The 21947-nt window shown below is 71.7% G+C and carries 23 protein-coding genes; 8 read left to right on the forward strand and 15 right to left on the reverse strand.

What is annotated here, in order from left to right; all coding sequences use genetic code 11:
• Window positions 1-90 precede the first annotated feature (90 nt).
• Window positions 91-1392, reverse strand: coding sequence for a hypothetical protein (locus ACQPYE_RS32085; protein WP_498716786.1), 1302 nt, complete (start codon window positions 1390-1392; stop codon window positions 91-93).
• A gap of 14 nt (window positions 1393-1406) precedes the next feature.
• Window positions 1407-1910 carry a GNAT family N-acetyltransferase gene (locus ACQPYE_RS32090; RefSeq protein ID WP_498716788.1) on the reverse strand — a complete coding sequence of 168 codons (504 nt, stop codon included), beginning with the start codon at window positions 1908-1910 and terminating at the stop codon, window positions 1407-1409.
• Between the two features lie 77 nt (window positions 1911-1987).
• On the opposite strand from ACQPYE_RS32090, the gene ACQPYE_RS32095 reads away from it, so the two are divergent.
• Window positions 1988-2443, forward strand: a complete 456-nt coding sequence (locus ACQPYE_RS32095; protein WP_498716789.1) for a winged helix-turn-helix transcriptional regulator — start codon at window positions 1988-1990, stop codon at window positions 2441-2443.
• Here ACQPYE_RS32095 and ACQPYE_RS32100 read toward each other — a convergent pair.
• A complete protein-coding gene (locus tag ACQPYE_RS32100; RefSeq protein ID WP_498716791.1) occupies window positions 2432-2881 on the reverse strand; it encodes a hypothetical protein in 450 nt (149 codons plus the stop codon). The genes ACQPYE_RS32095 and ACQPYE_RS32100 overlap by 12 nt on opposite strands.
• A gap of 188 nt (window positions 2882-3069) precedes the next feature.
• Window positions 3070-5745 (reverse strand): DNA polymerase I, encoded by a 2676-nt coding sequence (gene polA / locus ACQPYE_RS32105; protein WP_498716792.1) that lies wholly within the window; start codon window positions 5743-5745, stop codon window positions 3070-3072.
• Between the two features lie 64 nt (window positions 5746-5809).
• Between polA and ACQPYE_RS32110 the strand changes: the two genes are divergently transcribed.
• Together ACQPYE_RS32110 and ACQPYE_RS32115 are read left to right on the forward strand one after the other, a co-directional pair.
• A complete protein-coding gene (locus ACQPYE_RS32110) occupies window positions 5810-6247 on the forward strand; it encodes a hotdog fold thioesterase (RefSeq protein WP_498716794.1) in 438 nt (145 codons plus the stop codon).
• Window positions 6248-6308: 61 nt separating this feature from the next.
• Entirely contained in the window at window positions 6309-6863 is a 555-nt protein-coding gene (locus ACQPYE_RS32115) for a DUF4352 domain-containing protein (RefSeq protein ID WP_498716795.1), read from the forward strand.
• Window positions 6864-6994: 131 nt separating this feature from the next.
• Here the strand turns inward: ACQPYE_RS32115 and ACQPYE_RS32120 are convergent, their stop codons facing one another.
• The 7 genes from ACQPYE_RS32120 to ACQPYE_RS32150 form a co-directional block, all read right to left on the reverse strand.
• Window positions 6995-7699 carry an ABC transporter ATP-binding protein gene (locus ACQPYE_RS32120; RefSeq protein WP_498716796.1) on the reverse strand — a complete coding sequence of 235 codons (705 nt, stop codon included), beginning with the start codon at window positions 7697-7699 and terminating at the stop codon, window positions 6995-6997.
• Entirely contained in the window at window positions 7689-8429 is a 741-nt protein-coding gene (locus ACQPYE_RS32125) for an ABC transporter ATP-binding protein (RefSeq protein WP_498723029.1), read from the reverse strand. The genes ACQPYE_RS32120 and ACQPYE_RS32125 overlap by 11 nt, the downstream gene beginning before the upstream one ends.
• Before the next feature lie 32 nt (window positions 8430-8461).
• Window positions 8462-9625, reverse strand: coding sequence for a branched-chain amino acid ABC transporter permease (locus ACQPYE_RS32130; RefSeq protein WP_498716798.1), 1164 nt, complete (start codon window positions 9623-9625; stop codon window positions 8462-8464).
• The gene (locus ACQPYE_RS32135; RefSeq protein ID WP_498716800.1) at window positions 9622-10584 is read right to left on the reverse strand and encodes a branched-chain amino acid ABC transporter permease; all 963 of its coding nucleotides are present in this window, start codon (window positions 10582-10584) and stop codon (window positions 9622-9624) included. The genes ACQPYE_RS32130 and ACQPYE_RS32135 overlap by 4 nt, the downstream gene beginning before the upstream one ends.
• 124 nt (window positions 10585-10708) lie before the next feature.
• Entirely contained in the window at window positions 10709-11884 is a 1176-nt protein-coding gene (locus tag ACQPYE_RS32140; protein WP_498716801.1) for a branched-chain amino acid ABC transporter substrate-binding protein, read from the reverse strand.
• Between the two features lie 276 nt (window positions 11885-12160).
• Entirely contained in the window at window positions 12161-12766 is a 606-nt protein-coding gene (locus ACQPYE_RS32145) for an ANTAR domain-containing response regulator (RefSeq protein WP_053718528.1), read from the reverse strand.
• Between the two features lie 241 nt (window positions 12767-13007).
• Window positions 13008-13970, reverse strand: coding sequence for a hypothetical protein (locus ACQPYE_RS32150; protein WP_498716804.1), 963 nt, complete (start codon window positions 13968-13970; stop codon window positions 13008-13010).
• 295 nt (window positions 13971-14265) lie between these two features.
• Between ACQPYE_RS32150 and ACQPYE_RS32155 the strand changes: the two genes are divergently transcribed.
• Together ACQPYE_RS32155 and ACQPYE_RS32160 are read left to right on the forward strand one after the other, a co-directional pair.
• Window positions 14266-14565, forward strand: a complete 300-nt coding sequence (locus ACQPYE_RS32155) for a hypothetical protein (RefSeq protein WP_498716806.1) — start codon at window positions 14266-14268, stop codon at window positions 14563-14565.
• A 10-nt stretch (window positions 14566-14575) separates the two neighbouring features.
• Window positions 14576-15085, forward strand: a complete 510-nt coding sequence (locus ACQPYE_RS32160) for a DinB family protein (RefSeq protein WP_498716808.1) — start codon at window positions 14576-14578, stop codon at window positions 15083-15085.
• An 88-nt stretch (window positions 15086-15173) separates the two neighbouring features.
• On the opposite strand, the gene ACQPYE_RS32165 is transcribed toward ACQPYE_RS32160, so the two are convergent.
• Entirely contained in the window at window positions 15174-16364 is a 1191-nt protein-coding gene (locus tag ACQPYE_RS32165) for a cytochrome P450 (protein WP_498716809.1), read from the reverse strand.
• A 245-nt stretch (window positions 16365-16609) separates the two neighbouring features.
• Here ACQPYE_RS32165 and ACQPYE_RS32170 point away from each other — a divergent pair, with 245 nt between their 5' ends.
• Window positions 16610-17431 (forward strand): S1 family peptidase, encoded by an 822-nt coding sequence (locus ACQPYE_RS32170; RefSeq protein ID WP_498716811.1) that lies wholly within the window; start codon window positions 16610-16612, stop codon window positions 17429-17431.
• On the opposite strand, the gene ACQPYE_RS32175 is transcribed toward ACQPYE_RS32170, so the two are convergent.
• Window positions 17428-18723, reverse strand: a complete 1296-nt coding sequence (locus tag ACQPYE_RS32175; RefSeq protein WP_498716813.1) for a phosphoinositide-specific phospholipase C-related protein — start codon at window positions 18721-18723, stop codon at window positions 17428-17430. The genes ACQPYE_RS32170 and ACQPYE_RS32175 overlap by 4 nt on opposite strands.
• Before the next feature lie 110 nt (window positions 18724-18833).
• On the opposite strand from ACQPYE_RS32175, the gene ACQPYE_RS32180 reads away from it, so the two are divergent.
• On the forward strand, window positions 18834-19253 hold the full coding sequence (locus ACQPYE_RS32180) for a CoA-binding protein (RefSeq protein ID WP_498716815.1): 420 nt from the start codon (window positions 18834-18836) through the stop codon (window positions 19251-19253).
• Here ACQPYE_RS32180 and ACQPYE_RS32185 read toward each other — a convergent pair whose 3' ends face one another.
• Both ACQPYE_RS32185 and ACQPYE_RS32190 read right to left on the reverse strand, forming a co-directional pair.
• Window positions 19254-20546 carry an MFS transporter gene (locus tag ACQPYE_RS32185; protein ID WP_498716816.1) on the reverse strand — a complete coding sequence of 431 codons (1293 nt, stop codon included), beginning with the start codon at window positions 20544-20546 and terminating at the stop codon, window positions 19254-19256.
• A gap of 73 nt (window positions 20547-20619) precedes the next feature.
• Complete coding sequence (locus ACQPYE_RS32190) at window positions 20620-21003, reverse strand: RidA family protein (RefSeq protein ID WP_498716817.1); 384 nt, start codon at window positions 21001-21003, stop codon at window positions 20620-20622.
• Window positions 21004-21093: 90 nt separating this feature from the next.
• Here ACQPYE_RS32190 and ACQPYE_RS32195 point away from each other — a divergent pair, with 90 nt between their 5' ends.
• Entirely contained in the window at window positions 21094-21894 is an 801-nt protein-coding gene (locus tag ACQPYE_RS32195; RefSeq protein WP_498716818.1) for an alpha/beta fold hydrolase, read from the forward strand.
• Window positions 21895-21947 lie beyond the last annotated feature (53 nt).

Consider the following 21947-nt stretch of genomic DNA (forward strand, 5'->3'; position numbering starts at 1 on the left):
CCGAGTGCCTGCGCGGCACCGCGAGCACGACCTCGGGTGCGCGACCGCTGACGCTGCCGATCGGGGTGGGCCCGCGCTGCGGAAGGCCGCCTAGCAGGCCGGGAAGAGGCGGCGGGTGTTGTTGGGCGCGGTGTGCGCGGCCGGGTCGCTGAAGCGGCAGCCGTAGTCCGGCGCGGCGACGACGGCGGGGTCGTCCACCACGTCGCCGGCGGGCCGCCGGCCGGTGTCGGCCCAGGTCACCAGGTCGTCCCAGGCCGTGCCGACCTCGGTCGGGCTGAACTCGCAGTGGCCGGTCGCGCGGATCGCCCGCTGCACGAGCAGGTGGCCGCGGCCGTTGCGCTCGACGTCCCGCTCGTAGAGCTGCTCCATCGAGAACGGCACGAACAGGTCGCCGAGGTCGTGCAGCGACAGCACCGGCGCGGTCGGCCGGCCGGCGATGCGCGGCACCTCGGTCAGCGTCGGCGTGAGGCGGGCCTTCACGTTCGCCGGCGGCACGCGCCGGACCTCGCGGTTGACGTCGACCGGCGCGTTCGGCTCGTACCGGGTGAGGACGTTGGTGGCGAGCTGACCCGGGTTCGTCGCCAACCCCTCGCCGGACGACGTGGTCGCGAGTCGGAACAGGAAGTCCTTCCAGTACGCGACCGAGGGCGCCGCGCCGGGCCGGGGGCCGCCGCTGCGGTTGGTGACGACCGAGGTGAACTGCGCGCCGCGCTCGTTCGGCGTGCCGGTCAGCCCGAGCTCCGCCTGGATGCGCGGCACCACCGCGGTCAGGTAGTCGGCCGGCGCGGGCCAGGCGTGGACGCCGCTGACGGCCTGCGCGGTGAGGTTGAAGTCGAGGATGAAGTCGAACAGCTCCTGGTCGCCGAGCACGCCGCACAGCGGCAGCGCGGCCTCGTAGAAACCGGGGAACTGCTCCAGCGACCGGCCGATGACGTGCCCGCCCATGGAGACGCCCGCGATGAACGTCTCGCGGGGCTTGCCGACCAGTCCGCGAAAGTGCCTGGCCAGGGCGTGCGTGCTCAGCACGCCGGCCCTCACGTCGTAGTTGTTGGCGTAGTAGCTGGACGCGGCCCAGGCGAAGCCCTGGTCGAGCAGCTTCTGGCGCAGGCCGAACTGGGGCGGGTCGACGGTGAGCACGGTGCTCGCGCCCCGGTAGCCGTGCGCCCACATGACCAGGCGACCGTTCCAGCGCGGCGGCGCCTCGATCGTGTAGGCCGCGTGCTCGTGCACGCCCTGGAGCACGCGGGACGGCTCGCCGCCGACCTGCGCGGGGGGCAACGGCGGGTTGGCGAACGTGTAACCGGGCAGTGGCTGGTCACCGGGCGGCGTCGACGCCGCGGCCGGTGGCGCCAGCAGCACCAGGACGAGCGCCAACCCGAAGATCCGTCGCATGCGCCCCATTCTGCTCACCACCGCAGGTCGGCCACCAGGTCTTCGTGGGTCAACTGGTAGTTCAACGGATAGCGGACCCGGATGACGTCGTCGTCCTCGCGGGTCAGGCGCGCGCCGGGGAACACCCGCGCGACCAGGCGCAGCATCGCCTGGTTCTCCCCCAGCACGTCGCCGTGCAGCTCGGCGTAGCGCAGGTCCGCGGCCAACCTGCCGAGGGCGGTCATGAGCTCGGTGCCGACGCCCTTGCGCTGCCACGGGTCCACCACGGCGAGGGCGATCTCCGCGGTGTCCTCGCCCGTGGCGATCAGGCGGGCGATGCCGACCGGCGCGTGGTGGCACTCCGCGACGACGGCGACCTTGCGGTGGCCGTCGAGGTCGGTCAGCCGGCGGCGCATGGACCCGGTGAGGCGGGGCACCGGGGCGTGGAAGCGCAGGTAGCGACTCCGCGGCGACAGGCCGTGGAAGACCGCGTCGACGGCGTGGCCCGCCTCGGCGGCGTGCAGTTCACGGACCTTCATGGCGGACGCCCCTTGAGTTCGGATTCCGAACCCTAGCTGGATTCGTTTTCCGAACGCAAGGCGTATCGTCAGTGGGCATGGCCCACGTGAAGGTCGCCGACGAGCTGTGCACCCTCTCGCTGCCCGCCGCCCTGCTGGGCGAGCGCTGGACGTTGCTGCTGCTGCGGCAGGCGTTCCTGGGCACGCGGCGGTTCGAGGACTTCCAGACCGAGATGGACATCTCCCGCAGCGTGCTGACCGAGCGCCTCGGCACGCTGGTCGAGGAGGGCATCCTGCGCCGCGAGGCGTACAAGGACGTGCGGACGCGGTACGAGTACCGGCTGACCGAGAAGGGGCTGGAGCTCTACCCGGTGCTGATGGCGCTGCGGAAGTGGGGCGACCGCTGGATGTCGCCGGCCGAGGGCCCGTCGTTCGAGGTGCACCACCGCGCGTGCGGCGGCGACATCGGCGTGCACGTGTCGTGCGAGGAGTGCGGCGCGGAGCTGACCGCGCGGGACGTGCGCGTCACGCCGCTGCGCGACTCACGTGCGTGAGGCCAGCACCTGTTCCACGGCCGAGACGACGAAGATCAGCCCGAGCAGCACGGCGAACATGACGAAGTAGACCGTGTGCTCCTGCAGCTCGGCGCGGTCGGCCGCCCACACGTCCATGGCGGTGAACGCGGTGAACCACCCGAGCCAGCCGACCACGGCCGCGGTGAGCCACCGGGTGCTGCGCCGCAGCACGGCGGCCACGGCGACCAGGCCCAGCGCCAGCTCCACGACCTTGACCAACCAGATCACCGGCAGCACCCAGTCGGCGCCCAGCCCGAGCGTGGCGTCCAGGTACCGGCCGACCTGCTGCTGCCGGTCCTTCCAGCCCAACGGCAGTTCGACGGCGTTCAGCACGCCGAAGAGCGCGAGGAACACGCCGATCGGGAGGAACAACCGAGACCACCGGGCAGTACCGCCGAACACCGGATTGCCGGTCATGGCCACCCCCTCCACCTGGGGGAATGATGACTCCTCGAAGCGGCGGAGCGAAGTACGGCTGTCCGCAGCCATCGGTGGGTGACGCCCCGACCGCCGTCAGTGCGCGACCCAGTCCCGCCCGGCGCGACCCGACGCTGCCCGACCCGACGCCACTCGACCCGGTGCTGCCCGACCCGGTGCTGCCCGGCTCAGTGCGCGGCGGCGTCCCAGGAACGGCCGACGCCCACCGAGACCTCCATCGCCACCGACAGCCGGTAGGCGCCGCCCATCTCCGCGCGGACCAGCGCCTCCACCTGCTCGCGCTCGCCCTCGGCGATCTCCAGCACCAGTTCGTCGTGCACCTGGAGCAGCATCCGCGACCGCAGGCCCGACTCCTCCAACGCGCGGAACACGCCGAGCATCGCGACCTTGATGATGTCCGCCGCGCTGCCCTGGATCGGCGCGTTCAACGCCATGCGCTCGGCCATCTCGCGGCGCTGCCGGTTGTCGCTGGTCAGGTCGGGCAGGTAGCGCCGGCGGCCGAGGATCGTCTCGGTGTAGCCCTTCTTCCGCGCGTCCTCGACCACCGCGTGCAGGTAGTCGCGCACCCCGCCGAACCGGGCGAAGTACGCCTCCTTCTGCTCCCGCGCCTCGGCCGCCGAGATCCGCAGCTGCTGCGCCAGCCCGTACTCCGACAGCCCGTAGGCCAGCCCGTACGACATCGCCTTCACCCGGCGGCGCTGCTCGGCGGTGACCTCCGCGGTCGGCACCGAGAACGCGCGCGACGCGACGAACGTGTGCAGGTCCTCGCCGCTGCGGAAGGCCTCGATCAGGCCCGCGTCCTCGGACAGGTGGGCCATGATCCGCATCTCGATCTGGCTGTAGTCCGCGGTCATCAGCTCGGCGTAACCCGGCCCGACCACGAACGCCTCGCGGATGCGCCTGCCCTCGTCGGTGCGGATCGGGATGTTCTGCAGGTTCGGGTCGGTGGACGACAGCCGCCCGGTGGCCGCGATCGTCTGGTGGAACGTGGTGTGGATGCGGCCGTCGTCGGCCACCGACTTGAGCAGCCCGTCCACGGTCGACTTCAGCCTGGTCACGTCCCGGTGCGCGAGCAGGTGCTGCAGGAACGGGTGCTCGGTCGACTCGAACAGGCTCTGCAACGCGTCCGCGTCGGTGGTGTACCCGGTCTTGGTCTTCTTCGTCTTCGGCATGTTCAGCTCGTCGAACAGCACCGTCTGGAGCTGCTTGGGCGAGCCGAGGTTGATCTCCTTGCCGATCACCGAGTACGCGTCCTGCGCGGCCTGCTTCACCCCCGCCGCGAAGTGCGCCTCCAACGCCGCGAGGTGCTCGGTGTCGATCGCGATGCCGACCGCCTCGACGTCGTCGAGCACCACCATCAGCGGCAGTTCGAGGCTCGCCAGCAGCGACTCCTGGCCGGTGTTCACCAGCTCCACGTCCAGCGCGTCGGCCAGCTCCACCACCGCGAACGCCCGCACGATCGCCGCCTGCGCGATCTTCTGCCGCTCCTCCTCCTCGTCGGCCAGCAGCGACAGCTGCCCGTCGTCCGGCTCCTCGGCCCGCAGCTCGCGCTTGAGGTAGCGCAGCGCCAGGTCGTCCAGCGCGAACGACCGCTGGCCCGGCCGCACCAGGTAGGCGGCCAGCGCCGTGTCGCTGCTCACCCCGCGCAGCGTCCAGCCGCGCGCCCGCAACGCCCGCAGCGGCAGCTTCAGGTCGTGCGCCGCCTTGGCCACCGACTCGTCGGCCAGCCACGCGGCCAGCGCGTTCTCGTCGGCCTCGGTCAGCGACGCGACCTCGACGTACCCGCCCTCGCCGCCGATCGCGGCCAGCGCCAGGCCCTCCAGGTCGCCGCCCGAGGCGCGGAACGCGATGCCGACCCGGCCCGAGCGCGCGTGCGCGTCGAGCCACTCGGCCACCCCGCCGACCGCCACCGGGCCGCCGCTGACCGCGAAGCCCTCCTCGGCCTCCGGCTCGGCGGTGGGCAGGGTCGCGAACAGCCGGTCCCGCAGCACCCGGAACTCCAGCTCGTCGAACAGCCGGTGCACGGCGTCGCGGTCCCACGGCCTGGCTTCCAGCTCCGCCGGGCCCAGGGGCAGCTCGACGTCCCGCACCAGCTCGGTGAGCTGCCGGTTCAGCATGATGTTGGCCAGGTTGGCCCGCAGCGCGTCGCCGACCTTGCCCGGCACCTCGTCGACGTGGTCGATCAGCCCGCCCAGCGAGCCGAACTGGGTGAGCAGCTTCACGATGGTCTTGGGTCCGACGCCGGGCGTGTTCGGCAGGTTGTCCGACGAGTCGCCGCGCACCGCCGCGTAGTCGGCGTACAGCTCGGGCGGCACGCCCTGCTTCTCCAGCACCAGCCCGGGGGTGTACCGGGCCATCTCGGACACGCCCTTGACGGGGTACAGCACCGTCACCTTGTCCGTGACCAGTTGCAGCGCGTCGCGGTCGCCGGTGCAGATCAGCACCTCGAAACCCAGCGCCGTGGCCTGCGTGGTGAGCGTGGCGATCAGGTCGTCGGCCTCGAAGTTGGCCTTGGACAGCACCGGGACGTTCAGCGTGCCCAGGACGTCCTCGATGAGGCTGACCTGGCCGCGGAACTCGTCCGGGGTCTCGCTGCGACCGGCCTTGTACTCCGCGTACGCCTCGGTGCGGAACGTCTTGCGCGAGACGTCGAACGCCACCGCGATGTGCGTGGGCTTCTCGTCGCGCAGCAGGTTGATGAGCATCGACGTGAAGCCGTAGACCGCGTTGGTGGTCTGGCCCGTGCCCGTCTGGAAGTTCTCCTTGGGCAGCGCGAAGAAGGCGCGGTAGGCCATGGAGTGGCCGTCGACCAGCAGCAGGCGGGAGGCTTCTGAAGTGCTCACGGGCCGAGTCTAGGGTGAGGGTCCGACAGCACCGCACAGGCTGGCAGCACCGACTGGAGAACACGTGACACCAGCACCCGAGGACATCCCCGGCGCCGACCAGGCCGCCGCCCACGAGCAGCTCACCTCGAAGCTGGGCATCGAGATCACCCGATGGGATGCCGACCGGCTGGTCGGGACGATGCCGGTGAAGGGCAACCGCCAGCCGTACGGGCTGCTGCACGGCGGCGCGAACGCGGCGCTGGCGGAGACGCTCGGCTCGATCGCCGCGGCCATGCACGCGGCGCCGGAGCGGCTGGCCGTGGGGCTGGAGCTGTCCTGCACGCACCACCGGGCCGTCGCCGAGGGCGTCGTCACGGGGGTGTGCACGCCGATCCACCGCGGTCGCAGCACCGCCACCTACGAGATCGTGATCACCGACGAGCAGGACCGGCGCGCCTGCACGGCCCGGCTGACGTGCTTCCTCAAGGACGTCCGGGAGAAAGACCAACCGAAGGTGTGAAGGTGCGGTTCGGTCGACCGAGGTGTGCAATGCAGGGGGACCCGGTGAGTCGGAGGTGGCCGTGCGGCGTGTGGTGTTGGTGATGGCCGTGGTGCTGGCGGCGGCCGGGTGCGGTGGCACCCCGGTCGTGGCCGGGACCCAGACGACCGCGACGTCGGCGGCGACGTACCCGGTGCCCGCGCAGACGGTGCGGCCGGACGAGAAGCCGCTCAAGATCCCCACCACCGCGGACGGCGACACGGCGTTCACGCTGGTGGGCCTGACCACGGAGGTGCCGACGCTGATCGGCAGCCACGCGGAGTTCCACGCCAAGGGCCAGTTCGTCCGGATCCGGATGAGCGTGATCAACAACGGCCGCAGCAGCGTGTCGTTCGACGCCCGCCGCCACGTGCTGCTCGACGACCACGACGTCGAGCACACCGCGGACTCGCAGGCGATGACGATCAAGCGGCAGCCGGAGACCATCGACCTGGGCGCGAACGTGCGCCTGGAGTACGACGTCTACTACGACCTGCCCACCGACGCGAAGCCGCTGGCCCTGCGGGTGTACGGGGGGCCGACGCTGACCGACCTGAAGGACGAGTCGAGCACCGAGATCCCGCTGACCCAGCCCTGAGGGCCGGGGTGCCGCCGCCCGGCCAGCCCCGAGCCAGGTACCGAGGGGCCCACCGGCCGGTCCGGCCCCGAGCCGGGCACCGGGGTCCCGCCGGCGCGGCCGTCGAGGGCCGGGCCGGCGGGACCCCGGGCTCAGTGACCGCCGAGGTACGCCGCGCGCACCTGCGGGTCGTCCAGCAGGTCCGGGCCGGGCGCGCTCTTCACGACCCGGCCGGTCTCCAGCACGTACGCGCGGTCGGAGAGCTTCAGCGCCTGCTGCGCGTTCTGCTCGACCAGCAGCACGGTCGTGCCGCGCTTGTTGATCTCCTTGATGATCTCGAAGATCTGCGCGATGAGCATGGGCGCGAGGCCCATCGACGGCTCGTCGAGCAGGAGCACCTTCGGCTTGGTCATCAACGCCCGGCCGATGGCGATCATCTGCTGCTCGCCGCCGGACATGGTGCCGCCGAACTGGCTCTTGCGCTCCGCCAGCCGCGGGAACAGCTCGTAGACCTCGGCCAGGTCGGCGTCGAGCGCGTCCTTGCGGGTGTAGGCGCCCATCAGCAGGTTCTCCTGCACCGTCATGCCGGGGAACACGCCGCGGCCTTCCGGTGACTGGCCGATGCCGGCGATGACCCGCTTGTGGCCGGGCATCTTCGAGATGTCCTCGCCGTTGAACAGCACCTGGCCGCTGGTCAGCGGGCGCAACCCGGAGATGGTCTTCAGCGTGGTCGTCTTGCCCGCGCCGTTGGCGCCGATCAGCGAGACGATCTCACCGTCCTCGACCTGGAGGCTGATGCCCTTGATCGCGGCGATCTTGCCGTAGTGGACGTGGATGTCCTTGAGCTCAAGAAGCATCTTCGGACACCCCCAGGTACGCCTCGATGACCTTCGGGTTGCTCTGCACCTCTTGCGGGAGCCCTTCTGCGATCAGCTGGCCGAAGTCCAGCACCGCCACGCGGTCGCTGACGCCCATGACCAGGCTCATGTCGTGCTCGATCAGCAGCACGGTCCGACCGCTGTCGCGGATCTTGCGGATCAGCGTTTGCAGCGACTCCTTCTCGGCCGGGTTCATGCCGGCCGCCGGTTCGTCGAGCAGCAGCAGCTTCGGGTCCGTGGCCAGCGCGCGGGCGATCTCCAGCCGCCGCTGGTCGCCGTAGGGCAGGTTCTTCGCGGTCTCGCTCATCCGGCCGGGGATGCCGACGAAGTCGAGCAGCTCCCGGGCCACCTCGCGGCCGCGCTTCTCCTCCTTGCGGTGCCAGGGCAGGCCGAGCGTGGCGCCGACCGCACCGGTCTTGTGGTGCGCGTCCGCGCCGACCATCACGTTCTCCAGCGCCGACATGTTGTGGAACAGCCGGATGTTCTGGAACGTGCGGGCGATGCCCAGCTTGGTGATCTTGAACCGCTTGGTGCCGTCGATCCGGGCGCCGTTGAACAGCACCTGGCCCTCGGTGGGCTGGTAGACGCCGGTGACCACGTTGAACACCGTGGTCTTGCCCGCGCCGTTCGGCCCGATGAGGGCGAAGATCTCGCCCTCGCCGACGCTGATCTTCGCTTCGCGGAGCGCGACCACGCCGCCGAAGCGCATGGTCACGTTGTCCAGCTGAAGGACGGGAGTGCTCACTTGGCCGCCTCCGTCGAGACATCGGTGTCCGGACCGGCGACCTCGGCGCCCAGGGCGCCCATGCCGCCGGTGCCCTCGTGCAGTTCGGCCTTGCGCCTGCGGGAGGGCAGCAGGCCCTCCGGCCGCAACGCCATCATCAGCACCAGCACGCCGCCGAACAGCAGGATGCGGTACTCGGCCGGGTCCTTGCCCAGCGCTTCCTTCAGCCAGTCGACCTCGCGGAACCGCTCGGGCAGCCAGGCGATGACGAACGCGCCGAGCATGACGCCGGGCAGGTTGCCCGCGCCGCCGAGGACGACCGCGGCGAGGATGGTCGCGGACAGGATGAACGGGAACGTGCCCGGCTCGATGAACACGGCCTTGCCCGCGTAGATGCCGCCGGCCAGACCGCCGATCATGGCGCCGATCGCGAACGCGAGCAGCTTGAACTTGAACGTCGGCACGCCCATCAGCTCGGCCGCGTCCTCGTCCTCCCGGATCGCCGCCCACGCGCGGCCGACGCGGCTCTTCTGCAACCGCACCGAGAAGACGATCACCACCACGATCGCGGCGACCATCAGGTAGTAGTACGGCGCGGGCAGCACGCCGAAGTCCAGGCCGATGGCCGGCATGTCCGTCGGGTGCGGGATGTTGGGGATGCCGCGCGCGCCACCGATCTCGTCGGTGTTGTTCGCGGTGATGCGGATGATCTCACCGAAGCCGAGCGTCACGATCGCCAGGTAGTCGCCGCGCAGCCGCAGCGTCGGCGCGCCGAGGATGACGCCCGAGACCGCCGCCAGGAAGATGCCGAACACCACCGTCGGCCAGTACGACCAGCCGTGCTCGGTGGCGAAGTAGGCCAGCGTGTAGCCGCCGATGGCGAAGAACGCGACGAAACCGAGGTCGAGCAGGCCGGCTTGGCCGACGACCACGTTCAGGCCGATCGCCAGCAGGATGTAGGTGCCGATCGGGTAGATCAGCACCGTCGTCCAGTCCGCGCCGGGCGACATGAACGAGCCGATCCACGGCGCGGGCAGGATCAGCGCGAACACGAGCGCGCCGATGTAGACGACGAACCGCTGCCAGGTCTTGGCGCGTTCCCACCAGTCGCGTGCGCCGTCGAACAGGGCGCCGACGCGCCTCAACGGATTCGCGTTGCCAGTCACTCCGTTGCCTTTCATGCGCGGGCCTTCTGCAGGGATTCGCCGAGGATGCCGGTCGGGCGGAACATCAACACGACCACCAGCACGGTGAACGCGATCACGTCCTTCCACTCCGAACCCAGGAAGATCGCGCCCCAGTTCTCGATGAGGCCGAGCACGATACCGCCGAGCAGCGCGCCGCGCAGGTTGCCGATACCGCCGAGCACCGCCGCGGTGAACGCCTTGATGCCGAGCACGAAACCGACGTTGAAGACGGTGTTCTCGAACTCCATCAAATACAGCGCGCCCGCGACGCCGGCCATCGCGCCACCGAGCAGGAACGTGACCCGCACGATGTTGTCGATGCTGACGCCCATGAGCACCGCGGCTTCGGGGTCCTGGGCGGTGGCGCGGATGCCGCGACCGATCTTCGTCTTGTTGACCAGGCGGTCCAGCGCGATCATCATGATGACCGCGGCGACCACGACGATGATGTGGTCGGTGCGCACCGCCGCGTTGCCGATGGTGAAGACCGTGTCGCGGTCGACGATGCGCGGCGCGGACTGCTGGTTGCGCCCGGCGTTGCCGGTCAACCAGGGGATGATGACCAGGGCGAACAGTTCCGAGAGGAACAGCGACGCGCCGATCGCGGAGATGAGCGCGGTGAGCCTGGTCGCGCCCTTCCTGCGCAGCGGCCGGTAGGCCACCACCTCCAGCAGCATCGCGGCGCCGCCGGAGACCGCCGCGGACGCCACGATGATCAACAGCATCACGCCGAACAGGGCGATCCCGGTCAGCGGCGCCGCGGGCGCGATCGCGGTGATCACCACGAGCGACGTGAACGTGCCGATCATGAAGATCTCGGAGTGCGCGAAGTTGATCAGACGCAGCACGCCGTAGACCATCGTGTAGCCGAGGGCGATGAGCGCGTAGATGGAGCCGAACACCAGTCCGCCCACCGTGCTGGGCAGGAACTGGTTGAGGAAATCATCAAGCATGACAGGTTGCCTCACGAGACGGGCGGGGAGAGAACTTCGCCATAGGGGTGGGGAGCGGGAGCTGTCGTTCCCACGACACTCCCGCTCCCCAGCGCACCAGCTTGCTTACCTGATCCGTCCCGGATCAGCCCTCGAGCTTCGCTTCCTCCGCGGCACCCAGCAGCTTCACCTTGCCGTCGACGACCTGGTAGATGAAGATCGCGTTGTTCTCCGGCTCGCCGTTCGCCTTGAACTTGATCGGCTTGGAGACGCCCTCGAAGCTGACGCCCTTCAGGAACTCGTTGATCTTCTCGCCGGTGGTGTTGCCCGCCTCGACGGCCTTGATGAACGACGTCGCGGCGTCGTAGCCCTCGGTCGCGTAGATCGCGGGCTCGACGTTGGCGCTCTTCTTGTAGTTGTCGAAGAACGTCTTCAGCGCGCCGGTCACGTCGGGCGTCGGGATGTTGCACGGGCAGGCGAGGACGGCGCCCTCGGCGGCCTCGGCGCCCGCACCCGTGACGAGCTGCTGGTCGAGCGAGCCGTCACCGGAGGCGAAGATGGCCTTGACACCGCCGTCGCGCAGCTGCTTGAGCAGCCGGCCGGCCTGCGCGTAGTAACCGCCGAAGACGATCACGTCGGGGTTCGACGCGGCGACCTTCGTGACCGTGGACGAGTAGTCGGACGCGTCCTTGGAGAACTTGTCCCGCTCGACCGTGACGTTCGACTTCTCGAACGACTGGGCGACGGCGTCGGCCAGGCCGACGCTGTACTCCTGGTCGTCGGACAGGACGAACGCCTTCTTCGGGCTCTTCGCCTTCACCAGGAAGTCCGCGATGCCGGGGCCCTGGTCGGCGTCGTTGGCCACGACGCGGTGCCAGTAGGTCCAGCCGTTCTGCGCCAGGCCGGGGTTCGTGGCCGACGGCGAGACGCTGGGGATCTTGCCCTCTTCCAGCTGGCCGCCGATGGCCTTGGACTCACCGGAGAAGGCCGGGCCGATGAGGGCCACGATCTTGTCCTGCGTGATGGCCTTCGTGATCAGCGAGGTGGCCTGGTCGGCCTTGCCCTGGCTGTCGTACTGCACCAGCTCGATCTTGATCTTGGGGTTCTTGGCGTTGTACTCGTCGACCGCCATCACCGCACCGTTCCGGGGCGGGATCACGATCGCCGCGTTCTCGCCGGTGAGGTCACCCATGAACCCGATCTTGACCGAGGTGACGTCGCCACCCGCTTCGCCACCGCCGCCGCCTCCGGCACAAGCCGCGAGCACCAGCGACGAAGCCGCCGCCAGCGCCAGAACTCGGCCGAGTCGTGCTCCTGACACCGGAATACCTCCCATGACACCAACCATCCCGCCGGTAGGCGGAGCCCTCACACGAGGGCTTGGGTTAGGGAGGGAACGTAGCTTCAGTTGAGTTCGCTGAACAGGTGGTCTTACTGCTCTGTGTCCACATCGTGACGGTAGTCACCGGAAAATGCCCCGATGTTAACCACCTTAAATCCAGCTCAAATCGCCGCAGGTCACAAGGTCAATGCGTGCAGTAACCGAGAATGACCGGCGGAGCGTCCGATACTCGAACGGGTATCACTCGCCGGATAGTCACCCGAAGTTTTCGATGACGGCTTCCGCCACGGCCTTCATCGTGGTGCGCCGATCCATCGCGGTGCGCTGCACCCAGCGGAATGCCTCGGGCTCCGACAGACCCTGCTTGGTCATCAGCAATCCCTTGGCGCGCTCGACCACCTTGCGCGTCTCCAGCCGCTCGGTGAGCCCGGCGACCTCGTTCTCCAGCGCCTGCAACTCGGCGAACCGGCTCATCGCCAGCTCGATCGCGGGCACCAGGTCGCGCTTGGCGAACGGCTTGACCAGGTAGGCCATGGCGCCCGCGTCACGCGCGCGCTCCACCAGGTCCCGCTGGCTGAACGCGGTCAGGATCACGACCGGCGCGATGCGCTTGCCGGCGATCACCGACGCGGCCTCGATGCCGTCGACCTTGGGCATCTTCACGTCCATGATGACCAGGTCGGGCCGCAGCTCGGTGGCCAGCGTGACCGCCTCGTCGCCGTCGGCGGCCTGCCCGGCCACCTCGTACCCCTCTTCGCGCAACATCTCGACCAGGTCGAGGCGGATGAGGGCTTCGTCCTCGGCCACGAGCACGCGCCGGGGCGCGACCTCGGGCTGGGCCTCGGCAGCCTGATGGGTCACCGGGGTCCTCCTGACACTCTGACGGCGGCTCGACGCGGTCGCGTCGGACGAAACCGCAGTCTACCGGCGTGCACCGCCCGGTCCGCGCGGTTATGCCGTGATCGCGGCCACCGGTGGGGACTTCGTCGGTTCGGACGCGCCCGCTCGGCCGGACGCCGGGGGTGGGCGCGTCCCCGGCGTTCGGCCGAACGCCGGGGCGGGCACCTCCCCGGGCGGGTGTCACCCACCCGGGGAGGTCGGCTCACCCGACCGCCTGCGGCGGCTCCCACCAGCCCGTGACGCCCTTAGGCCACTCCATCGCGGCCAGCGCCTCCTCGTGGTCGGGGTCCGGGCCGTCGACCTCGCGCAGGAACAGGTCGTACCAGCCGGTGGACACGCCGAGGCCGCCGCCGGCACTGGGAACTTCCACAGCTCCGGGCAGGCCGAACACCGGGTGCAGCAGCCGGTCGGCCACCGTCGGCACGCCCAGGCTCGCGGGCCACTCGAACCACCACCGGTCGCCCTGCGCCAGCGCGCGCAACCACGGCGCCGCGCTGAACAGGTGGTACCGGCGCAGCACGGCGCTGCCCACGCCCGTCGGGTGCGGCGTCCCGGCCAGGTGGTCCCGCTCGACCGGGGCGAGCGGGCCCTCGATGAACGTGCCGCCCAGGTCACGGCCCTCGATCAGGTTGCGCACGTACTTCAGGCCGTCCGCCCAGGCCCGCTCGTCCACGCCCGCGAGGTGCACCGCCGCGTCGAGCCCGACCAGCCGCAGCTCCACCGACCGCGGGTGGTGGACGACGCGCAGACCGGCCACGCCCGCCACCCACGACTCGTCGTGGCGCGGCAGCAGCTCGTAGAGCAGCGGTCCGAGGGCGTGCTCGGCGAGGTGCACGCGCAGGCGCCCGCCCGGCTCCACGGCCCGGAACGCGTGCGCCGGGCGCAGCATGCTCGCGGGCGGGCGCAGTTGCAGGTGCATTCCCGCGTCCAGACCCGCTTTCAGCACCACGCACTCCAGCGCGCGCTGGTCGTCGCCCTCGGCGTCGGGCAGGAACAGGCCGCGCACGTCGGCCTGGCCGCGCAGCGCGTCGACCACGCGTGCGCGGCGGTCGTCGGGCAGGTCGTGCAGCACTGCCTTCACCGCGGGCACGGCCTGGGTGAGGTTCTCTCCGGTGTAGCTCCGGCGTAGGTCGACCAGCTGCTCGGTCAACGACGATCGCGCCATGGCAGTCCTCGCTCCCGCCGCCCGGCTCGGCGTGACAAGGACGCGACACGCGTCGGTCAACGGTCTTCGGTGGTACTCCATGAGCAGGGGTGCCCCCACCCCGCGGCGGATCTGCCACCCGTTGCCGGGGAGTGGCTCCAGCCTCACGTCTGCTCACGCACGCCGCTTCCGACGATAGCGCAGCATTGCCCGCGAGGCGGCGCGTCCCCGGCGTCTGGCGCGTGGTGAGCGGGGCGGAGCGGTTGCCGGGTGTGCCGGCCGCGCACGGCGTCGAGGTCGTGTTCGGGCTGCCGGTGTGCGCAACCCGCCCCTGTGGGAGGCGTTGCGGACCTCCGGCATCCGGCTGGTCGGCGTCCGGCACGACCAGGCGCGGTCCGGCCACGAGCCGTTCGGGGTGGACCTGCGGTCGCCGGACTTCGTGGCGCCGGCCCGGGGCTCCGGCGCGGAGGCGTCCGCTGTGGACGGTTTCGGCGACGGGTTCCGGTCCCGCCTGGACGACTGCGCGGCGCGGTCGGGGCCGAACGTCCTCGTGGTGCGCGCGGCGGCGCTGGAGCCACCGGTCACCACGTCACCGCGGTGGTACCGCAGGGGCTAAGGTGCCGAACATGAGTTCGAACGAACGCGTGTGGCCCGCCGCGGCCGCCCCCGACGAGCTGCGGCTGCTGACCGGGTTCCTGACCTTCCTGCGACTGACCGCCGTGTCGAAGGTGGAGGGTCTGAGCTGGGCGGACGCCTCGGCGACGCCGATCCCGACGTCACCGGTGGTGAGCGCGCTCGGCGTGCTGCGGCACCTGACGGCGGTGGAGCGGTGGTGGCTGTCGATCGAGGCGGGCGGCGTCGAGCTGCCGTCGTTGTGGGGCGAGGACGCGGACGCGTCGTGGCTCCTGCACGACGGCGACACGGTGGAGTCGGTGATCGCCGAGTACCGCGCCGAGTGGGAGCGGTCGGACACCGCGCTCAAGGGCCTCGGGCCGGACGACCGCACCAGGGGCGACCACGACGGCAACGGCCGCACCGTGCGCTGGGTCCTCGCCCACCTGGTGCAGGAGACCGGCCGGCACGTCGGCCACCTCGACTTCCTCCGCGAGCTGGCGGACGGGCAGAAGGGCGAGTAGCACCCCGGCCCGGGTCGACCACCGCGTGAGGTGACGGAACGCCGGAGGTCCGCGCTCGTCCCGCTCCCCCGCCTGCCGGGCGGGAACCTCACCAGCCGACCGGCATCGAACGCGGGCCGCGCACCAGCATCCGGGTCTTCCACACCACCTCGCCCGCGAGGTGCAGGCCGGGCAGGTCGCGCAGCAGCGCGTGCAGCGCTTCCCGCAGCTCCAGCCGGGCCAGCGGCGCGCCCAGGCAGTGGTGCGCGCCGTGGCCGAACGCCAGGTGCTGCTCCACCTCACGGTCCAGCCGCAGGTCCTCGGGACCGTCGAACCTCGACCGGTCGCGGTTGGCGGCGTTGAGGGCGCACAGCACCGGTTCGCCCGCCCGCACCAGCGTGCCGCCGACCTCCACGTCCTCGGTGGCGTAGCGGGGGAACGCCGCGCTCGCGCCGACCGGCACGTACCGGAGCAGTTCCTCCACCGCGCCGGGCACCAGCCCGGGATCGGCGACCAGCCGCCGCCACCGCTCCGGTTCGACCAGCAGGGCGTAGGCGAAGTTGGCGATCTGACTGGCGGTCGTCTCGTGGCCCGCCACCAGCAGGCCGAGGGACAGGTCGACCAGCTCGGCCTCGGTGAGCCGGTCGTGCACGTCGCGCGCCTCGACCAGCGCGCTCACCAAATCGTCGGCGGGGTGCGCGCGGCGTCGCGCGACGAGTTCGGCGAAGTAGTCGCGCAGCTCGCCCCGGTTGCGGTCGAAGTCCTCGGTGTCGAGCCCGCTGGTGGACAGCAGCCCGTCGGTCCACCGGCGGAACTCCGGGCGATCGGCGACCGGCACGCCCAGCAGCTCGCAGATCACCGCGACCGGTATCGACAGCGCGTAGTGCTCCACCAGGTCGACGGGCGGTCCGATGAGCTCCATCTCGCGGATGAGCGCGGTGGCCAGGTCGGCGACGCGCGGGCGCAGCCCCTCGACCCGGCGCGCGGTGAACGCCTTGGACACCAAGGTGCGCAACCGCGTGTGGTCCGGCGGGTCGAGGGCGAGGATGCCGCTGGTGAGCCTGCCCGGGGACAGGCGCGGCTCGTCGTGCTCCTTGGCCCGCGCGCGGGAGAACCGCCGGTCGCCCAGCACCAGGCGGACGTCGTCGTACCGGGTGGCGAGCCAGGACTCCTCCCCGAACGGCATCCGGACGCGGATCAGGCCGTCGGCGTCCCGGGCCCGCGCGTACGCCCGGTCGAGCCCGAGCCCGTCGCCGCTGTGGAAGGGGTACGCGACCGGATCGGTGTGTGCGGAGGTCATGCAGGAGCCCCCTGCCCGCTCGCTCCATCACCGATGGAGTCGTCTTCCCAAGCTACGGCCACCCGTCGGAGGGCGTCAAAGACGCGCGTTCGGTGTGCGGGCTCATACCGCGATGTCCTTGCACCGCAGGGCAATGCGCACTAGGGAGCCGGTCGCCGGCGCGCACCGGCGCCGGTTCGCGCCGGGCCGCACCATCGGGTGAACGAGCGTGCGGCACGCGGTGGCGGCTGATTGGATCAACGCCCATGCGCCACCTGGTAGCGGTGCTCACCGCACTCGTGCTGTCCGCGTCCGCCGCACCCGCGCTCGCCGCCCCGTCGGCTCCCGCGCGCGTCGAGCTCGACTTCACCGGCACCGTGTCGATGCGCGGCTGCTCGGGCGCGGTGGTCCGGCCGCCCGCCCACCAGCCGTCGGACCCGGCGCTGGTGATGACGAACGGGCACTGCGTGCGGTTCCTGGAGTCCGAGGAGGTCGTGGTCGACCAACCGGCGGACCGGGAGTTCACCCTGCTCGACAGCTCCGGCGAGGACTCGCTCGGCGAGCTGCGCGCGTCCTCGCTGGTCTACGCCACGATGTCCCGCACCGACGTCGCGCTGTACCGGCTCACGGCCACCTACGCCGACGTCGAGGCGATGGGCAGCCGGGCGCTGGAGCTGTCGGCGGAGCACCCCGGCGCGGGCATCGCGATCGGCGTGGTGTCCGGCTACTGGCGGCACGTCTACGCGTGCGAGGTGGACGGGTACGCGTACCGGCTGCGCGAGGGCCGGTACACCTGGCACGACTCGATGCGCTACACCGCCGACTGCCGCACGAGGGGCGGCACGTCCGGCTCGCCCGTGGTGGACGTGGCCACCGGCAAGGTGGTGGCCGTCAACAACACCGGCAACGAGGACGGCGAGCGGTGCACGGACAACAACCCGTGCGAGGTCGACGCGGCCGGTGAGGTGACCGTGCGCCAGGGCATCGGGTACGGGCAGCAGACCTTCCAGATCGTGCCGTGCCTGACCGGGGGCGGTCGGGTGGACCTGACCGCCCCCGGCTGCGGGCTGCCGCGACCGGCGGCCTAGGGCTGGAAGCGCTCGCCGGACAGGGCGCGGACCGCGGCCATCGGGTCGCCCAGGTGGTAGTGGTCCACGGCCAGGTAGGTCGGGGTCTTGCGGGCGGCCGGCTCGCAGAACCGGCGGGCCCGGTCGGCGAGCTTGCCGTTGTCGGTGGTCGCGGTCCCGGTGATCGGGACGTCCCGGAAGTGGTTCATCACGAACAGCGGCCGGAAGCCGGGCTCGGTGCGGGTGAGCGGCGTGCTCCAGCGGCTGTGGCAGGACCAGTCCGACGTGCCCAGGCCCGAGCCCATCGACCAGTGGTTCTCCACCGTCCACTCCGACTGGTACATCACGCCGAAGGTGTCGCGCTGCGGCGAGTCGCCCGAGCGGCCGCGGTCGGTGAAGATCATGAGCCGCTTGCCGGTGGCGCGCAGGGCGTCCAGGGTCGGCCAGCCGTTCTCCCGCACGCCGGCCTGGTCCGGGCGGAACAGGACGTCCGCCAGGCCGTCGACGCGGGCGAGCTCGGCGCGCAGCACCTCGGCGGGGACGTAGTCCTCCAGGAAGATCGTGACGAACTCGGTCGGGTTGCGGCGCAGGAAGTCCACGATCCGCCGCACGTCCACCCACAGCGCCACCGGCCGGCTGACCCACGTGCAGCTGTTGTGGCACAGGATGGCGCCGTCCGGCGTCTGGTGGACGTCGAGCTGGAACCCGCGCACGCCGTCCCCGAGCTGCTGCTCGACACCGCGGGCCTGGTTGGGCGCGAGGTTGACGAACGGCGGGGCGAAACCGCCGTCCACGCCGTTGGCGTAGGCGTTGTGCGCGGTGAGGAAGGTGACCTGGTCCAGCCGCCGCTGACCCTCCGGCGGGGCCGGCGCCCGCCGGGGTGACACCGGGGTGAGGTACCAGAGGTCGGCCCCGGCGCCGATCCGCACCTGGTCCGTGCCGACGGCGATCAGGTAGCGGTCGGCGCCGGGCACCTTGAGCCGGTGGCGGTCGCCGCCGGGCAGGTCGCCGCCGGGCAGCACGTCCCACTGCGCGTCGGCGCTGTCGCAGGACGACATCACGGCCTGGTCGCCCTGGCGGCCCAGGCACTGCGCGCCCTCGCGCAGCGTGCGGCCGACGAGGGTCCACCGCTGGCGGTCCTCGTCGCCCTTGGGCCGGCGTTGGAGCACCGACGTGCCCGAGGCGCTGGCGTTCAGGCCGGTGGTGACGCTCTGCACGTAGTAGACGCCGTCGGCGGGCGCGGCCTGGGCGGTGAGCGGTGCCGCCAGGGAGGCGACGAGCGTGGCGACCAGGACTGATCGGGTGACGCGCATCAAGAAGTCCTCTCGAAGGCTCCGCGGCGGCGGACAGGTCACAGGGTAAACGCGAAAGCTCTTCACGTCAGCCCGTCCCCCTTCCCGTCGACCCGTCCTAGGCTGGTGCCATGACCGAACCGTGGGGTGACCCCGACAAGATCCGCCGCGTCCTCGCCGGCGGGGAGACGTGGGCCGTGGTGGGGCTGGCCGACCACCCGCACCGCGCCGCGCACGGCGTGGCGAAGTTCCTCCAGCAGCGCGGCAAGCGGATCGTGCCCGTGCACCCGGACGCGCCGACCGTGCACGGCGAGCAGGGCTACGCGACGCTGGCCGACATCCCGTTCCCGGTCGACGTGGTCGACGTGTTCCGCCGGTCCGAGGCGGCGGGCGCGTTCGCCGACGAGGCGGTGGCGATCGGCGCGAAGGCGGTGTGGTTCCAGCTCGACGTGATCGACGAAGCGGCGTACGAGCGGGCCACGGCCGCCGGGCTGGACGTGGTCATGGACCGCTGCCCCGCCATCGAGTGGTCCGAGCACGGCCCGCGCTGATCACCGCCGGACCGCCGGGAACCCGTGCGCGCGGGCGGCGACGACCACGGCCAGGGCGGGCACGAGGAGCACCAGCGCGCTCCACGGCAGCGAGCCCGCGCCGAGCCGGTCGAGCAGCAGGCCGCCCGCGACGCCGCCGCCCGCCATGGCCGCGTTCCACAACGTGACCAGCAGGGCCTGCGCGGAGTCCGCGGCCTCGCCGCCCGCGTCGCCCGCCGCCGTCGTCAGCAGCGTCGGCACGCCGCCGAACCCGAGGCCCCACAACGCCACCGCGACGTAGACCAGGGGCGCGGTGGCGAGATCCGCGGCCAGCACGGTGACCGCCACGGCGAACAGCACGGCGGCGGCGATCATCAACGCGCGCAGGCGGCGGTCGATGTGCGCGCCGACGACCCAGATGCCCGCCACCGACGCCACGCCGAACACGAGCAGCACCGCGTCGACCCGGTCGGCCATGCCGAGCCGCGCCAGGTACGCGGCGACGTAGGTGTAGAGGATCGTGTGCGCGAGGACGAAGACCAGCGTCACGGCGAGCACCGGCGCCACACCGGGCAGCGCGAGCGTCCGCGCGACCGGGATCCGACCGCCGCGCGGCTGCCCGGGCCGGTCCGGCACCACCGCCACCACCCAGGCGGTCAACGCCACGGCCAGCCCGGTCATCGCCCAGAACGCGGCACGCCAGCCGAGCGCGCCGCCGAGGAACGTGCCGGCGGGCACGCCGAGCGACAACGCGACCGGGATACCGGCCATGACCAGCGCGGTGGCCTTGCCGCGCAGGTGGTCGGGCGCGACCCGGCGGGCGTACCCGGCCAGCAGCGCCCACACCACGCCCGCGGCCACGCCGGCGACGAACCGGGCGGCCAGGGTGACCGGGAAGGCCGTGGACACGGCGGTGACGGTGTTGCCGACCGCGAACCCCGCCACCCCGACCAGCAGCAAGCGCTTGCGCGGCCAGGCCGAGGTGGCGGCGGACAGCGGGATCGCCGCCGCCACCGTGCCGATCGCGTAGACGGTGACCAGCTGGCCGGTCGCGGACTCGCTCACGCCGAGGCCCTCGCTCATGCCGCGCAGCACGCCGGCGGGCAGCGCCTCGGTCAGGACGGTGATGAACGCGGCCGTGGCCAGCGCGAGCAAGGGCCGCAACGGCAGCTTCCCGCCCCCGGCCACGGGCTGGGCAGGCGGCGCGGTGTCGGGCTCGGCGGCCGTGCCGGTGTCGACGCCGGACCGGGCAGCGCTGTCGGACCCGGCAGCGGATCGGGCGGCGGCGTCAGGTCGAGGTTTGGCGAATCGCATACCGCATGGTCGAACCTGACACCGGTGTCACTTTCAATCCACCGCGGCGTGAGCCGGCACACAGCCGCCCGGGCTATCGGTCCTGCCGACGCGCGGTGACCTCGATCTCGATGCGCATCCTGGGGTCGGCCAGGCCGCACTCCAGCATCGTCGCGGCCGGGCGGACCTCGCCGAACGCGGCGCGCAGCACCGGCCAGCACGGCTCGAAGTCCTCGGCGTCGGGCAGGTAGTACGTCACCCGCACCACGTCGGCGAAGCCGCTGTCCGCCTCGGCCAGCGCCGCGCCGATGTTCGCCAGGCACTGCTCGGCCTGCGCCACCACGTCGTCGGAGATGGTCATGGCGGTGTAGTCGAAGCCGGTGGTGCCGGAGACGTGCACCCACTCGCCGTCGACCACCGCCCGCGCGTAGCCGATCTGCTCTTCGAACGTGGAACCGGACAGGATCACTCGCCTCATGGGGTCAACCTACGTCCTGCCCGACGCGAGCTCGAAGCGTTTCCGCACGGTGATGGCGGCCGGGCGGAGCCGATCAGTAATCTGCGGGCCATGCCGGTCGTCGCGCTCAACGGGATCAACCTCAGCTACCACGTGCAGGGCGAGGGCGACCTCGTCGTCATGGTGATGGGCACCGGCAGCCCGGGTCGGGTGTGGCACGCGCACCAGGCGCCCGCGCTGCGCGAGGCCGGGTTCCGGGTGGCGACCGTCGACAACCGGGGCATCCCGCCGACGGACGAGTGCGCGGCCGGGATGAGGATCGACGACCTGGTCGGCGACGTGGCGGCGTTGATCGAGTCGCTCGGCGGCCGGGCGCACGTGGTCGGCACGTCCATGGGCGCGCGGGTGACGCAGGAGCTCGCGCTGGCCCGGCCGGACCTGGTGGCCAAGGCCGTGCTGCTGGCGACCGCGGGCCGCAACGACCCCGTGCAGTCGGCGTTGTCGCACGGCGAGCGCGCGCTGCACGACCAGGGGATCACGTTGCCACCGCGCTACTTCGCGGCGGTGGACGCGGTGCTGAACCTGTCGCCCGCGACGCTGCGCGACCCGGTCGTCGCACAGGACTGGCTGGACGTGTTCGAGTTCACCGGGTCGGCGGTGGGCGAGGGCGTGCGGGCGCAGATGGAGATGAACGACTTCGACGACCGGCTCGACGCCTACCGCGCCATCACCGTGCCGTGCCTGGTGGTGGGTTTCGCCGACGACCGGGTCCTGCCCTGCCACCTCGCCCGCGAGGTGGCCGACGCAATCCCGGGCGCGCGGTACGAGGAAGTGGCCGACGCGGGCCACTTCGGGTTCCTCGAACAGCCCGCCGCGGTCAACCGGCTCCTGGTGGACTTCCTCACCGGCTGAACCGGGTCCGTCCACTTCACGTTGTGGAAGGTGGGCACCGACGGTGACCGGCC

Origin of the sequence: Actinosynnema sp. CA-299493 (genome assembly GCF_050946825.1) — a bacterium.
Classification (GTDB): Bacteria; Actinomycetota; Actinomycetes; order Mycobacteriales; family Pseudonocardiaceae; genus Actinosynnema.